Annotated in this window: 13 protein-coding genes; 11 read left to right on the top strand and 2 right to left on the bottom strand. The window is 59.8% G+C overall.

From position 1 onward, the window contains the following. The first annotated feature begins 31 nt into the window (after positions 1–31). The 10 genes from AB7M23_RS06115 (at position 32) to AB7M23_RS06070 (ending at position 9914) form a co-directional block, all read left to right on the top strand. The gene (locus AB7M23_RS06115) at positions 32–1285 is read left to right on the top strand and encodes an OprD family porin (RefSeq protein WP_065759585.1); all 1254 of its coding nucleotides are present in this window, start codon (positions 32–34) and stop codon (positions 1283–1285) included. Between the two features lie 104 nt (positions 1286–1389). After that, a complete protein-coding gene (locus AB7M23_RS06110; RefSeq protein WP_065759586.1) occupies positions 1390–2346 on the top strand; it encodes an AraC family transcriptional regulator in 957 nt (318 codons plus the stop codon). Positions 2347–2451: 105 nt separating this feature from the next. Beyond that, the gene (gene benA, locus AB7M23_RS06105) at positions 2452–3810 is read left to right on the top strand and encodes a benzoate 1,2-dioxygenase large subunit (protein ID WP_454240418.1); all 1359 of its coding nucleotides are present in this window, start codon (positions 2452–2454) and stop codon (positions 3808–3810) included. Then, a complete protein-coding gene (gene benB, locus AB7M23_RS06100; protein ID WP_102052756.1) occupies positions 3807–4295 on the top strand; it encodes a benzoate 1,2-dioxygenase small subunit in 489 nt (162 codons plus the stop codon). Before benA ends, benB begins: the two co-directional genes overlap by 4 nt. A 39-nt stretch (positions 4296–4334) precedes the next feature. Then, positions 4335–5345: a benzoate 1,2-dioxygenase electron transfer component BenC gene (gene benC / locus AB7M23_RS06095; RefSeq protein WP_065759589.1), complete on the top strand. Its 1011-nt coding sequence runs from the start codon at positions 4335–4337 to the stop codon at positions 5343–5345. 62 nt (positions 5346–5407) lie between these two features. Next, complete coding sequence (locus AB7M23_RS06090; RefSeq protein ID WP_454240417.1) at positions 5408–6169, top strand: 1,6-dihydroxycyclohexa-2,4-diene-1-carboxylate dehydrogenase; 762 nt, start codon at positions 5408–5410, stop codon at positions 6167–6169. A 19-nt stretch (positions 6170–6188) separates the two neighbouring features. Next, on the top strand, positions 6189–7310 hold the full coding sequence (locus AB7M23_RS06085) for a muconate cycloisomerase family protein (RefSeq protein WP_454240416.1): 1122 nt from the start codon (positions 6189–6191) through the stop codon (positions 7308–7310). Positions 7311–7324: 14 nt separating this feature from the next. Then, positions 7325–7615, top strand: a complete 291-nt coding sequence (gene catC / locus AB7M23_RS06080) for a muconolactone Delta-isomerase (RefSeq protein WP_102052753.1) — start codon at positions 7325–7327, stop codon at positions 7613–7615. 39 nt (positions 7616–7654) lie between these two features. After that, positions 7655–8587 carry a catechol 1,2-dioxygenase gene (gene catA, locus AB7M23_RS06075; RefSeq protein ID WP_065759593.1) on the top strand — a complete coding sequence of 311 codons (933 nt, stop codon included), beginning with the start codon at positions 7655–7657 and terminating at the stop codon, positions 8585–8587. 121 nt (positions 8588–8708) lie between these two features. Next, the gene (locus AB7M23_RS06070; RefSeq protein ID WP_099776425.1) at positions 8709–9914 is read left to right on the top strand and encodes a benzoate/H(+) symporter BenE family transporter; all 1206 of its coding nucleotides are present in this window, start codon (positions 8709–8711) and stop codon (positions 9912–9914) included. A gap of 2 nt (positions 9915–9916) precedes the next feature. Here AB7M23_RS06070 and lpdA read toward each other — a convergent pair whose 3' ends face one another. Next, positions 9917–11317 carry a dihydrolipoyl dehydrogenase gene (lpdA, locus tag AB7M23_RS06065; RefSeq protein ID WP_454240415.1) on the bottom strand — a complete coding sequence of 467 codons (1401 nt, stop codon included), beginning with the start codon at positions 11315–11317 and terminating at the stop codon, positions 9917–9919. A gap of 154 nt (positions 11318–11471) precedes the next feature. Between lpdA and cfaB the strand changes: the two genes are divergently transcribed. After that, on the top strand, positions 11472–12656 hold the full coding sequence (gene cfaB, locus AB7M23_RS06060) for a C17 cyclopropane fatty acid synthase CfaB (RefSeq protein WP_102052749.1): 1185 nt from the start codon (positions 11472–11474) through the stop codon (positions 12654–12656). 13 nt (positions 12657–12669) lie between these two features. Here the strand turns inward: cfaB and cls are convergent, their stop codons facing one another. Beyond that, on the bottom strand, positions 12670–14109 hold the full coding sequence (gene cls, locus AB7M23_RS06055; protein ID WP_454240414.1) for a cardiolipin synthase: 1440 nt from the start codon (positions 14107–14109) through the stop codon (positions 12670–12672). Between the last annotated feature and the right edge of the window lie 70 nt (positions 14110–14179).

The raw sequence follows: 14179 nt of genomic DNA, 5'->3' as shown, positions 1-14179 counted from the left end.
TTAAAACAACAATAAAAAGAGCACGTTACCCATGAACAACCTCCGTCATTCCTGGTTGCTGTCCACCCTTGCCTTGTGTGTTGGTGCCAACGCCGCTGAGCCCGGCTTTGTCAGCGGTTCGAGCGCTACGTTGCAGGCCCGCAACTACTACTTCAGCCGCGATTTCTCCGACATCGTTGGCGCCAACAAGCAATCCAAGGCCGAGGAGTGGGGGCAGGGCTTTATCTTCAACTTCAAGTCCGGCTATACCCCTGGCCTGATCGGTGTGGGTGTCGATGCCATCGGCGTGGTGGGGTTCAAGCTCGACAGTAGCCCTGATCGTACGGGTACCGGGCTATTGCCGGTGCACGGCGATGGTCGCGCCGCTGATGAGTACAGCCGGGTCGGCGGCACCCTCAAGCTGCGTTACTCGAAGACTGAGTTGAAGGTCGGCGAATTACAAACCAACCTGCCTATTCTCCAGTACAACGACTCAAGGCTGCTGCCGCCGACCTATCAGGGGGCAAGTATCACATCTTCAGAACTTGAGGGCCTGACGCTACAGGCCGGGCACTTGAGCTCCACCAGCCTGCGCAACGAGGCCGGTGACGAGAAAATGATTGCAGTGCTCGGCCATGTTCCCCAGCGTAAAGCCGATAGTGATGCGTTCAATTTTGCCGGGGGCGACTACAGTTTCAACGGCAATCGCAGCACCGTCAGCCTTTGGTACGGACAGTTGGAGGACATCTACCAACAAGGGTTTGTCGGTTTCAAACACAGCCAGCCGTTGGGCGATTGGACGCTCGGCGCCAACCTTGGCTACTTCTCTGCCCGCGAGCAAGGGGCGAGCAAGCTGGGGGATATCGACAACCAGGCGTTTTACTCGTTGCTCTCCGCCAAACGTTCCGGGCATACCTTCACGGTGGGCTACCAGGCAATCTATGGTGATGATGCCTTCCCCCGTGTGTTCCCGAACATTTCGCCATTGGGCAACGAAGTACCGACCTATGAGTTCGCCTACACCGATGAACGTTCGTGGCAGGTGCGTTACGACTATGACTTCGTTGCCATGGGCATTCCTGGGCTGACAGCAACCGCACGCTACCTCAAAGGCGATAACGTCAACACCGGTTTGGGGTATGAGGGCCGGGAGCATGAGCGCGATTTCGATCTTGGCTACGCGGTACAGGGCGGAGTCTTGAAAGGCTTGGGAATCCGCGTGCGCAATGCCATGGCGCGCTCGAACTACCGTTCTGACATCGATGAGAATCGCTTGATCCTGAGTTACACCTGGATCTTGTTGTAAGGGCTGGCAGGGTGGGTTCCCACAGGGGACCACCCATCTCACGTTTATCCACAACCCCTGAGGATCACATAGACTGAGCAGACAAAAACAACGAGTACCCTGGTATGGATAGTCCCCTGCTTAGTCATCGCAGCCGGGTTTTTGAGCGTGCCGACCCCTATGCCGTGTCGACCTACGTTAACCAGCACGTCGGTCAGCATCATATTCGACTACCGCGCAATGGCCTCCCGGAGGCCAGCCTCGATCACCGAAAGTTTGCCAGCCTGGACCTGTGTCGGATCAGCTATGGTGGCGAGGTGAGGGTGCTGTCTCATGCCCTGGAAAGTGTTTTTCATCTGCAGATTCTCTTGCGGGGGCACTGTATGTGGCGCCGGGGTCGGGCCGAGCGCCTGCTCGGTCCGGGTGAGCTGTTGTTGATCAATCCGGATGAGCCGGTGGACCTGGCGTATTCCGCCGACTGCGAGAAGTTCATCCTCAAGCTGCCGGCTCGCCTGCTCGATGCGGTTTGTGATGAGCAGCGCTGGCAGCGCCCCAGTGAAGGCGTCCGGTTTATCCACAGCCATTACCAACTGCTGGCGCTGGAAGGTTTTGCCGGGCTGTTGACGATGGTCTGTCATGAGGCCGAGGCCTTTGATTCGCTGCAGCGTGTTCAGGAACACTACAGCCAGATCGTTGCCAGCAAGCTGCTGACGCTGATGCAGACCAACGTCAGCCGCGAGAGCCTGGGCAGCCAGGCCGTCACCTTTGAGCGTATTGCCGAGTACATTGAGCGCAATCTCAAGCAAGACATCGGCATTGAGCAACTGGCGCAGCAGGCGAGCATGAGCCTGCGTTCGCTCTATGGGTTGTTCGAACGCAATGCCGGTACCACCCCGAAGCACTACATTCGGCAGAAGAAGCTTGAACGCATTCGTCGCAACCTCAGCGACCCGGACTGCAGCGTGCGCAACATCACCGAACTGGCCCTGGAATACGGCTTTGTTCACCTGGGCCGATTCTCGGAAAGTTACAAAGCGCTGTTTGGCGAACTACCCTCCGATACCCTCAAGCGTCGCCCCTGACGTGTTTGCAGAAAACGGATAAAGGTCTGCACAAAGCGGATATTTACCTGAGCCTGCGCTCCCTACCCTGACATGGCCTGAACAATAACAACGGAGGCCCCGGCCATGTCCCTGGGATTCGAATACCTTAATTCCCTGCTTGAAGAAGATCAGGAGAAGGGCATCTACCGCTGCAAGCGCGAGATGTTCACCGACCCCCGTCTGTTCGAACTGGAAATGAAACACATCTTCGAGGGCAACTGGATCTACCTGGCCCACGAAAGCCAGATTCCCGAGAAGAACGACTTCCTGAGTACCACCATGGGGCGCCAGCCGATCTTCATCGCGCGCAACAAGGATGGGGTACTCAACGCTTTCCTGAATGCCTGCAGCCACCGCGGTGCGATGCTCTGCCGGCACAAGAGTGGTAACCGCTCTTCCTATACCTGCCCGTTCCACGGTTGGACCTTCAACAACTCCGGCAAACTGCTCAAGGTCAAGGATCCGGTCGATGCCGGTTACCCGCAGAGCTTCAATTGCGAAGGCTCCCATGACCTGACCAAGGTTGCGCGTTTCGAGTCTTACCGCGGCTTTCTGTTTGGTAGCCTGAACCCGGATGTAATGCCTCTGGTCGAGCACCTCGGCGAGTCGGCCAAGATCATCGACATGATCGTCGACCAGTCACCGGACGGCCTTGAAGTGCTGCGTGGTTCTTCCACCTACATCTACGAAGGCAACTGGAAGCTGACCGCCGAGAACGGCGCCGACGGCTACCACGTCAGTGCCGTGCACTGGAACTACGCCGCCACCCAGAACCAGCGCAAGCAGCGCGAAGCGGGTGAAGAGGTCAAGACCATGAGTGCCGGTGGCTGGGCCAAGAATGGTGGTGGTTTCTACTCCTTTGACAAGGGCCACCTGCTGCTCTGGACGCGTTGGGCCAACCCTGAAGACCGTCCGTTGTTCGAGCGTCGTGATGAACTGGCTCGCGACTTCGGTCAGGCCCGTGCCGACTGGATGATCGAAAACTCGCGCAACCTGTGCCTGTACCCCAACGTTTACCTGATGGATCAGTTCAGCTCGCAGATCCGTATTGCCCGGCCGATTGCCGTGGACAAGACCGAGATCACCATCTACTGCATCGCGCCCAAGGGTGAAAGCGCCGAGGCCCGTGCCTTGCGTATTCGTCAGTACGAAGACTTCTTCAACGTCAGCGGCATGGCGACACCGGATGACCTGGAAGAATTCCGCTCCTGTCAGATGGGTTACCAGGGCAACCGTGGCTGGAATGACATGTCCCGCGGGGCTACGCATTGGGTTGAAGGCGCCGATGCCGCGGCCCAGGAAATCGACCTGCGTCCACACCTCAGCGGTGTGCGTACCGAGGATGAGGGCCTGTTTGTACTGCAGCACAAGTACTGGCAGGAAACCATGCTCAAGGCCCTTGAAGCCGAGCAGCAGTTGATCCCTGTGGAGGCCGTGCAATGAGCATTTCCTACGAAGCCGTACGCGACTTCCTTTATCAGGAAGCCCGCTACCTGGACGACAGCCAGTGGGATCAATGGCTGGAATGTTATGCCAGCGATGCCACGTTCTGGATGCCGGCATGGGACGACAACGACCAGCTTACCGAGAACCCGCAGCGGGAAATCTCGCTGATCTGGTACGGCAACCGTGGCGGTCTGGAAGACCGGGTGTTCCGGATCAAGACCGAACGCTCCAGTGCGACCATGCCCGACACCCGCACCTCGCACAACATCAGCAATCTCGAACTGCTTGAGCAGAGCGATGGGCTGTGCCACCTGCGTTTCAACTGGCACACCCTGAGCTTCCGCTACAAGACCGTGGACAGTTACTTCGGCACCAGCTTCTACACCCTTGATGTGCGTGGCGATCGCCCGCTGATCAAGGCCAAGAAAGTGGTGTTGAAGAACGACTACGTACGCCAGGTCATCGACATCTACCACATCTGACCCGGTTTTCGAGCAACAACCTGATCCACGAGGTGCGCCATGCACAAGATCGCCTTGAATTTCGAAGACGGGGTCACCCGCTTCATCGACGCCGCTGGCGGCGAAACCGTGGCCGATGCGGCCTACCGCCAGGGTATCAACATCCCGCTGGACTGCCGTGATGGCGCTTGCGGAACCTGCAAGTGCTTTGCCGAGGCCGGTCGTTACGACCTGGGCCAGGAATACATCGAAGACGCCTTGAGCGAGGAAGAAGTGGCCCAGGGCTACGTGCTGACTTGTCAGATGCGCGCCGAAAGCGACTGTGTGATCCGCGTACCGGCCTCGTCACAGGTGTGCAAGACCGAGCAGGCCAGCTACCAGGCCAGCATCAGTGACGTGCGCCAGCTCTCAGACAGCACCATTGCGCTATCGATCAAGGGCGAGGCGTTGAGCCGCCTGGCATTTCTGCCGGGCCAGTACGTCAACCTTGGCGTACCGGGCAGCGAGCAGACCCGCGCCTATTCCTTCAGCTCATTGCAGAAGGATGGCGAAGTCAGCTTTCTGATCCGCAACGTGCCGGGTGGGCTGATGAGCAGCTTCCTCACTGGCCTGGCCAAGGCCGGTGACAGCATGACCCTGGCCGGTCCGTTGGGCAGTTTCTACCTGCGCGAGATCCGTCGTCCGTTGCTGTTGCTGGCTGGCGGTACCGGGTTGGCACCGTTCACCGCAATGCTCGAGAAAATCGCCGAAGAGGGCAGTGCGCATCCGCTGCACCTGATCTACGGGGTCACGAACGACTTCGACCTGGTTGAACTGGATCGTCTGCAAGCCTTTGCTGCGCGCATTCCCAACTTCACCTTCAGTGCCTGTGTGGCCAACCCCGACAGCCAGCACCCTCTCAAGGGTTATGTCACCCAGCACATCGAGCCGCGCCACCTCAATGACGGTGATGTCGATGTCTACCTGTGCGGCCCGCCGCCCATGGTCGAGGCGGTCAGCCAGTACATCCGCGAGCAGGGCATCACCCCGGCGAATTTCTACTACGAGAAATTCGCTGCGTCCGCGGCCTGATCCTTTTTTGGAGCCGTTCGCATCGTGCGGGTACGGGCGGCTCTTTTTTATTCGAGGTTGTCATGGGCAACAGATTCGACAACAAGGTCGCGCTGGTTACGGGTGCGGCGCAGGGTATCGGTCGGCGCCTTTCCGAGCGCCTTCTGGAAGAGGGTGCCGTACTGGTCGCGGTTGACCGTTCGGAGCTGGTGCATGAGCTGCAGGCCGAAGGTGTATTGACCCTCACCGCCGACCTGGAGCAGCACAGCGAGTGCCAGCGTGTGATGGCGGCAGCGGTGGAGCACTTCGGTCGGCTCGATGTGCTGATCAACAACGTCGGCGGGACCATCTGGGCCAAGCCTTTCGAGCATTACCAGGCCGACCAGATCGAGGCCGAAGTGCGTCGTTCGCTGTTCCCGACCCTTTGGTGCTGCCACGCCGCGCTGCCGTACATGCTTGAGCAGGGCCAGGGGGCCATCGTCAACGTCTCCTCGATTGCCACGCGCAGCATCAACCGCGTGCCTTACGGCGCGGCCAAGGGCGGGGTCAATGCATTGACCGCGTGCCTGGCTTTCGAGACTGCTGAGCGTGGTGTGCGGGTCAATGCCACGGCGCCGGGCGGTACGCAAGCACCACCCCGTCGCGTGCCGCGTAACAGTGCCGAGCAAAGCGCGCAGGAACAGGGCTGGTATCAGCAGATCGTCGACCAGACCATCGACAGCACCCTGATGAAACGCTACGGCAGCCTCGACGAACAGGTCGGCGCGATTCTTTTTCTCGCCTCCGACGAGGCCTCTTACATCACCGGCACGGTGCTGCCGGTCGGTGGCGGCGACCTCGGTTGAGCCCCCCTGGAGAATCCTGATGAGTTACCCCCTGATCGAGAGCATCTCGACAACCATCGTCGACCTGCCGACCATCCGCCCGCACAAGCTGGCCATGCACACTATGCAGCAGCAGACCCTGGTGATCATTCGCCTGCGCTGCAGTGACGGCATCGAAGGTCTGGGCGAGGCCACCACCATCGGTGGTCTGGCATATGGCAATGAAAGCCCGGAAAGCATCAAGCAGAACATCGACAGCTACTTTGCGCCGATGCTGATTGGCCTCGATGCCAGCAACATCAACAGTGCCATGCAGCGCCTGGACAAGGTGATCAAGGGCAATACCTTCGCCAAGTCGGGCATTGAAAGTGCGTTGCTCGATGCCCAAGGCAAACGCCTGGGGCTGCCGGTCAGCGAGCTGTTGGGCGGACGAGTGCGTGACAGCCTGGAAGTCGCCTGGACCTTGGCCAGCGGCGACACTGCCCGCGATATCGCAGAAGCCGAGCAGATGCTCGATCAGCGTCGCCACCGCATTTTCAAACTGAAGATCGGCGCCAATGAAGTGGCCCATGACCTGCGCCACGTCACCGCGATCAAGCACGCCTTGGGCGACCGCGCCAGCGTGCGGGTCGATGTCAATCAGTACTGGGACGAGTCTCAGGCGATTCGCGCCTGTCAGGTGTTGGGTGACAACGGCATCGACCTGATCGAGCAGCCGATCTCGCGCATCAACCGTGCCGGTCAGGTACGCCTGAATCAGCGCAGCCCGGCACCGATCATGGCTGATGAGTCTATCGAGAGTGTCGAGGACGCCTTCAGCCTGGCCGCCGACGGTGCCGCCAGCATCTTCGCCTTGAAGATCGCCAAGAACGGTGGCCCGCGCGCGGTGTTGCGCACCGCCCAGATCGCCGAAGCCGCCGGGATCGCCCTGTATGGCGGAACCATGCTCGAAGGTTCGATCGGCACCCTGGCCTCGGCTCATGCCTTCGTCACCTTGAACGCGCTCACCTGGCACACCGAACTGTTCGGCCCGCTGCTGTTGACTGAAGAGATCGTCGTCGAGGCACCGGTGTACCGCGATTTCGCCTTGCACGTCCCGCGTACCCCAGGCCTGGGCCTGACCCTGGATGAAGAGCGCCTGGCGTTCTTCAGCCGCCGCTGAATAGGAGAGCCCACATGTTGTTCCACGTGAAAATGACCGTGAAATTGCCGCTCGACATGGACCCGGCCCTGGCGGCCCGGCTCAAGGCTGACGAAAAGGCGCTGGCCCAACGTCTGCAGCACGAGGGTATCTGGCGCCACCTGTGGCGCATTGCCGGGCATTACGCCAACTACAGCGTCTTTGACCTGCCCAGCGTCGAAGCGCTGCACGACACCCTGATGCAACTGCCGCTGTTCCCCTACATGGACATCGAGATTGACGGCCTGTGCCGGCATCCCTCGTCGATCCATTCCGATGACCGTTGATCGCTGATTACTGATAACAACAATTCGAGGTAGCCAATCATGACCGTGAAAATCGCTCACACTGCCGATGTGCAAAAATTCTTCGAAGAAGCCAGCGGCTTGCTCAATCAGGAAGGCAATCCACGCCTGAAGACCCTGGTCAATCGCATCATCAATGACGTTGCCCGGGTCATCGAAGACCTGCAGGTGACGCCGGATGAGTTCTGGAAAGCAGTGGATTACCTCAATCGCCTGGGCGCACGTCAGGAAGCCGGTTTGCTGGTAGCCGGTCTTGGCCTGGAGCACTACCTGGACCTGCAACTGGATGCCCAGGATGAAGCAGCAGGTTTGTCCGGCGGAACGCCGCGAACCATTGAAGGCCCGCTGTACGTAGCCGGTGCGCCATTGGCCGAAGGTGAAGTGCGGATGGACGATGGTCTCGATGCCGGCACCGTGATGTTCCTGCAAGGGCGGGTACTGGATGAGCACGGCCAACCGGTAGCCGGCGCGGTGGTCGACTTGTGGCATGCCAACACCCAGGGGACGTACTCCTACTTCGACAGCACTCAGTCGGACTACAACCTGCGTCGTCGCATCATCACCGATGCAGAAGGCCGTTACCGTGCGCGCAGCATCGTGCCGTCGGGCTATGGCTGCCCAGCGGACGGTCCAACCCAGGAGCTGCTTGACCAACTGGGCCGCCATGGCAATCGCCCAGCGCATGTGCACTTCTTTATCTCTGCACCGGGTCACCGTCACCTGACCACCCAGATCAATCTGTCCGGTGATCAATACCTGTGGGATGATTTCGCCTACGCCACCCGCGATGGGCTGGTCGGTGAGCTGCGCTTCGTCGAAGATGCTGCGGCTGCCGATGCCCGGGGTGTCGAAGGACGCTTTGCCGAGATGGACTTTGACTTCCAGTTGCAGGCCGCGCCGCAGCCAGCCTTTGAACTGCGCAGCAATCGTCCGCGTGCCTTGCAGGATGCCTGAGTAACGCACTCGGTTTGTCGCCGGCCTAGCCGACGCCTGCATCAATGATATGAACCATTGATGCAGGCGTCGGCTAGGCCGGCGTTCTGCGTTAAGACAAGCACAAGCCCATGGTGGTCCGATGAAGCCTCTGTTCCGCGACTTTTCTGTGTCCGCCCTGGTGGCCGGCCTGATCGCCACAATGATCTCTTATGCCGGGCCACTGGTGATCGTCTTTCAGGCCGCCCACAGCGCACAGTTGTCGGCGGCCGAATTGTCTTCCTGGGTCTGGGCCATTTCCATTGGCAGTGGTCTGCTCGGGGTGGTCCTCAGCCTGCGCTACAAAGTCCCTGTCGTAATCGCCTGGTCGGCGCCTGGCTCGGCGTTGCTGGTGGCGCTGCTGCCCAACATTGCCTTTGCCGAGGCGGTAGGCGCCTACATCGTCGCCAACCTGATCATCCTTGGCGTGGGCGTGTCCGGGGCGTTTGATCGGATCGTCAGCAAGCTGCCGTCAGCCATTTCGGCGGCCATGTTGGCCGGCATCCTGTTCAGTTTCGGTACGGGTCTGTTTCTGTCGGTAAAAGCGCAGCCGGTGCTGGTCTTGGCGATGTTTGTCACCTACCTGCTGTTCAAGCGCCTGGCCCCGCGCTATGCCGTACTGGCGGTACTGATTTGCGGGGTGAGCCTGTCTCTGGCCAATGGCGAGTTGAAAAGTTCGGAGCTGGTCATTGGCCTTGCGACACCCGTCTTGACCCTGCCGGAGTTCAGTTGGAACGCAGTGCTGAGTATCAGCTTGCCGCTGGTGATGGTCGCACTGACCGGGCAGTTTGTGCCGGGGGTTGTCGTGCTGCGTAATGACGGTTATGCCACAGCCGCCAGCCCGATCATCAGCAGCAGTGCGTTCACCAGCCTGTTGCTGGCGCCCTTTGGTTGCCATGGCCTTAACCTGGCGGCGATTACTGCGGCGATCTGCACCGGTCGTGAATCTCATGATGATCCACATCGGCGCTACTGGGCGGGCGTTTGCGGTGGTGCACTGTATGTGTTGCTGGGCGTGTTCGGCGCGACATTGGTCTCGTTGTTCAGTGCCTTTCCGGCCGCTTTGATCGCAGCCCTGGCCGGGCTGGCGCTGTTCGGTGCCATTGGTGGTGCGCTTGCCGGGGCGATGAGTGTGCCGGCTGACCGCGAAGCTGCGCTGATCACCTTTCTGGTGACGGCATCCGGGATGTCGTTTCTGGGGCTGTCGGCCGCTTTCTGGGGGCTGATCTTTGGCTTGTTCGCTCATCTTTTGCTGAACCTGCGGCGGGTCGCGCCGCAGGTTCGCAGGTCAGGTGTGCAGGCAGACTGAGGTCAGATCTGCATCGCCATGCCTTCGACGTTCATGGCCGCCTGGCGCAGGGCCTCGGAGCGGGTCGGGTGCGGGTGGCAGGTGAGGGCGATGTCCTCGGCCGAGGCGCTGAACTCCATGGCCACGCAGTACTCACCGATCATCTCGCTGACGCTCGGGCCAACCAGATGCACGCCAAGGACTTCGTCAGTGTTGGCATCTGCCAGGACTTTGGCGAACCCTTCGGTTTCATGGTTGATCTTGGCCCGGCTGTTGGCGGTGAACGGGAACTTGCCAACCTTGTAGGCCCGGCCTTCGGCCTTGAGTTGTTCTTCGGTCTTGCCGACGCTGGCCAGCTCCGGGCGGGTGTAGATAACCCCTGGGATCAGGCCGTAATTGACTTCGTGCGCCTTGCCGGCAATTCGCTCGATACAGGCGATCGCTTCGTCCTCGGCCTTGTGCGCGAGCATCGGCCCCGAGGTGACGTCGCCAATGACCCAGATACCGGGAACCGTCGAGCGATGGCCCTCGTTGGCGAGCATGCCACGCTTGTCGGTTTCCAGGCCGACGGTCTCCAGCCCCAGGCCTTGGGTGTAAGGGCGACGTCCGATGGCCACCAGCACATAGTCGGCTTCCAGCGTTTCGGCAGCACCGCCAGCGGCAGGCTCCAGAGTCAGTTGCACAGCGTTCCCGACGACACTGGCCTGGGTCACTTTGGTGCCCAGCTTGAAGGTCATGCCTTGCTTGGCCAGTGAGCGTTGCAGGGTTTTCGCGGCCTCTTCATCAGTGCCTGGGCAGATACGGTCCAGGTACTCGATGACGGTGACCTGGCTGCCAAGGCGACGCCATACCGAGCCCAGCTCCAGGCCGATGACACCTGCTCCGATCACGACCAGGTGCTTGGGCACTTCGGCTAGGGAGAGGGCGCCGGTGGAGTCGATGATGCGTTGGTGATCAAGGGGCACCCCTGGCAGCGGCGTAGGTTCGGAACCGGTGGCAATGACAATGTCCTTGGCCTGCAGTTCGCTGACGGTCCCTTGCGCGTCGGTTACCTTGACCTTGCCGACGCCGTCGAGACGACCCCAGCCCTTGATCCAGTCGACCTTGTTCTTGCGGAACAGGTACTCGATTCCTTTGGTCAGGCCGGTAACGCTGTCATCTTTTTGCTTCATCATCTGGGCCAGGTTCAAGGTCGGTTTCACCTCGATACCCAGTGTGGCCAGTTCGCCATTGCTGGCGGCGTCGTAGAGTTCAGAGGCATGCAACAGCGCCTTTGACGGCATGCAACCGACATTCAGGCAGGTGCCGCCCAGGGTTGAACGACCTTCCACACAGGCGACGCTAAGGCCCAATTGCCCGGCCCGAATAGCAGCGTTGTAGCCACCCGGCCCCCCGCCAATGATCACGATATCGTAGCTTTTCATTGCTGTACTCCAGGATGAGGTATCGACAATGGGCGCAAGATTAGTCCGTGATTGATGGATTGTATACAATCTGTGGTGTGGACTTATTCAGAAAGTTCTCGCAGATGAACTACCCTTTTCCTCGTGACGTTCTAAGACAACGGGAGGTTTTTTCATGCTTGCGCAACTTCCAGCGGCTCTGCAAAACGTACGGCTGCCACTTCGCCTGAAGTTTTGGAATGGTCTCCACTTCGATCTGGGGCCTGGGCCACACGTCACCATTGTGGTGAAGGACCCACAGCTGATGAGTCAGCTTACCCGTCCTAGCCTTGATGATCTGGGGTCGGCATTTGTCGAAGGCAGGCTGGAGCTGGAAGGTAATATCGGCGAGGTTATCCAGGTTTGCGACGAACTGACTCAAGCGCTGCTTCTGGATGATGACGAGCCACAACCCCAGCGTGCTGCGCATGACAAGACGACTGACGCGGCTGATATTTCCTACCATTACGACCTGTCCAACGATTTCTATCAGCTCTGGCTCGACCAGGAAATGGTCTACTCCTGCGCCTACTTCAAGACGGGCAATGAAACCCTTGAGCAAGCCCAGCAGGACAAACTCGAGCATTTGTGTCGCAAGCTACGGCTGCAGCGCGGTGACTACTTGCTGGATGTCGGTTGTGGTTGGGGTGGCCTGGCGCGGTTTGCCGCCCGCGAGTTCGGTGCCAAGGTCATGGGTATCACCTTGAGCAAGGAGCAACTCAAGCTGGGTCGGGAACGGGTCAAGGCGGAAGGCCTGGAGCAGCAGGTTGATCTAAAAATCCTCGACTACCGGGATCTGCCGCAGGATGGCCGTTTCGACAAGGTGGTGAGTGTTGGCATGTTCGAGCATGTTGGCCATGCCAACCTGGCGTTGTACTGCCAGCGCCTGTTTGGCGCTGTCCGTGAAGGTGGCCTGGTGATGAACCACGGCATCACCGCCAAACATATTGATGGTCGGCCAGTCGGGCGGGGGGCAGGCGAGTTCATTGACCGCTATGTGTTCCCCCATGGCGAGCTGCCGCACCTGTCGATGATCAGTGCTTACATCAGCGATGCCGGGCTAGAGGTGGTCGATGTGGAAAGCCTGCGTTTGCACTATGCCCGGACATTGCACTTCTGGAGTGATCGACTGGAGGCGAAGCTTGATGAAGCCGGACGTCTGGTGCCTGAACGCGCGCTGAGAATCTGGCGATTGTACTTGGCCGGTTGTTCATACGCCTTCGCCAAGGGCTGGATCAACCTGCACCAGATTCTGGCGGTAAAGCCGCTGGCCGATGGCAGTCATACCCTGCCATGGACCCGGGCGGATCTTTATCGCTGACGATGCCTCGCCACTAGAGGATGGGGGAGATCAGCCTGGCGATACGCATGCCCAGCAACTGCAGTCGATGGGTGTCGCGGCTGTCCTCGGCAGTGATTTCCCGAGCCTGTTCGAAGTCGTGCTTGAGCATGGCTTCGACCTGATCGGCAAAGGTCCTGTCGATGGTCAGCAGCATGATCTCGAAGTTCAGGCGGAAGGAGCGGTTGTCCAGGTTCGCGCTGCCGATCGCACTGACTTCATCGTCGATCAGTACGACCTTCTGATGCAGGAACCCGGGCTGGTAGCGAAAGATCCGCACCCCGGCGCGCACCGCCTCGAAGGCAAACAGGCTGGAAGCGGCATAGACGATCCGATGGTCGGGACGTGAGGGCAACAGGATACGCACATCGACGCCTCGCAGAACGGCCAGTCGTAGCGCGGCGAAGATCGCCTCATCGGGAATGAAGTACGGGCTGGTTATCCATAGGCGCTCACGCGCTGAATGAATCGCCTCGATGAAGAACAGTGAGCAGGTCTCCTGAGGATCAGCTGGCCCGCTGGCCAGCACTTGGCACAGTACGCCCTCGTCCGGGTACTCATCCGGCAGGATCAATGGCGGCAATTGCCGTGCGGCCCAGAACCAGTCTTCGGCAAAGGATTCCTGCAGGCAGGCCAGCACTGGGCCGCTGACCTGTACGTGGGTATCGCGCCAAGGCGACAGTTTGGGGTTGCCTCCCAGGTACTCATCGCCAACGTTGTGCCCACCGACGAAGCCTTGCAAGCCGTCGACGACGACGATCTTGCGGTGGTTGCGGAAGTTGACCTGGAAGCGATTGAACCAGCCGTGACGGGTGCTGAAGGCACGTATCTCAACGCCGCCTTCACGCAGCGTCTGGCAGTATGCCGAGGGTAGGCCGTGGCTGCCGACACTGTCGTAAAGCACATAGATCTTTACGCCTTCGGCGGCTTTTTTCAGTAGCAGTGTTTGCAGCCGCCGGCCCAGTTCATCGTCATGGATGATGAAAAACTGCACCAGCACCGTATTACGGGCTTGGGCAATGGCATCAAGGATGGCGCTGAAGGTGGCCTGCCCATCGATCAGTAGTTTGATTTGATTGTTCGCCAAGCAAGGCATGCGACCGAGTTTCGGTAATGCGCGCAAGGCGGCGTAGGAGCTGGAGCTTCGCGCAGCTAATGCTTCTTCCACCCACGGGCGCCAGTTCAGGTCAGTGATGGCCAGGTGCATCTCGCGGTTGGCCTGACGTCGTGCTTCGATGTACGCATCGAAGGTTCGGCTGCCAAACACCAGGTAAGGAATCAGTGTCAGGTAGGGTATGAACAACAGCGACAGGGCCCAGGCGATCGCACCCTGCGCAGTACGGACGCTGACCACGGCGTGGAGTGCGGCACCCACACCCAGCAAGTGGATCAGGCCGATCAGGTAACCGAAGAAGTAGGGGCTGTGGTAATCCATACACATCCTGCTGTCCGCTGGCACTGCCTCTACCAGAGCATGTTCCGGGCAGTACTTGCAACCGAAAGCG

This window comes from Pseudomonas sp. HLS-6 TE3448 (genome assembly GCF_053629555.1).
The sequence above is the reverse complement of the archived record's forward strand: the minus strand, read 5'-3'. Positions and strand labels throughout refer to the sequence as shown.

Bases quoted from the DNA above. Each gene is read 5' to 3' on its own strand.
- AB7M23_RS06110 (WP_065759586.1), top strand. From the start codon at position 1,390: ATGGATAGTCCCCTGCTTAGTCATCGCAGCCGGGTTTTTGAGCGTGCC.
- AB7M23_RS06090 (WP_454240417.1), top strand. From the start codon at position 5,408: ATGGGCAACAGATTCGACAACAAGGTCGCGCTGGTTACGGGTGCGGCG.
- benA (WP_454240418.1), top strand. From the start codon at position 2,452: ATGTCCCTGGGATTCGAATACCTTAATTCCCTGCTTGAAGAAGATCAG.
- catC (WP_102052753.1), top strand. From the start codon at position 7,325: ATGTTGTTCCACGTGAAAATGACCGTGAAATTGCCGCTCGACATGGAC.
- cfaB (WP_102052749.1), top strand. From the start codon at position 11,472: ATGCTTGCGCAACTTCCAGCGGCTCTGCAAAACGTACGGCTGCCACTT.
- AB7M23_RS06085 (WP_454240416.1), top strand. From the start codon at position 6,189: ATGAGTTACCCCCTGATCGAGAGCATCTCGACAACCATCGTCGACCTG.
- AB7M23_RS06115 (WP_065759585.1), top strand. From the start codon at position 32: ATGAACAACCTCCGTCATTCCTGGTTGCTGTCCACCCTTGCCTTGTGT.
- catA (WP_065759593.1), top strand. From the start codon at position 7,655: ATGACCGTGAAAATCGCTCACACTGCCGATGTGCAAAAATTCTTCGAA.
- AB7M23_RS06070 (WP_099776425.1), top strand. From the start codon at position 8,709: ATGAAGCCTCTGTTCCGCGACTTTTCTGTGTCCGCCCTGGTGGCCGGC.
- benB (WP_102052756.1), top strand. From the start codon at position 3,807: ATGAGCATTTCCTACGAAGCCGTACGCGACTTCCTTTATCAGGAAGCC.
- benC (WP_065759589.1), top strand. From the start codon at position 4,335: ATGCACAAGATCGCCTTGAATTTCGAAGACGGGGTCACCCGCTTCATC.
- cls (WP_454240414.1), bottom strand. From the start codon at position 14,109: ATGGATTACCACAGCCCCTACTTCTTCGGTTACCTGATCGGCCTGATC.
- lpdA (WP_454240415.1), bottom strand. From the start codon at position 11,317: ATGAAAAGCTACGATATCGTGATCATTGGCGGGGGGCCGGGTGGCTAC.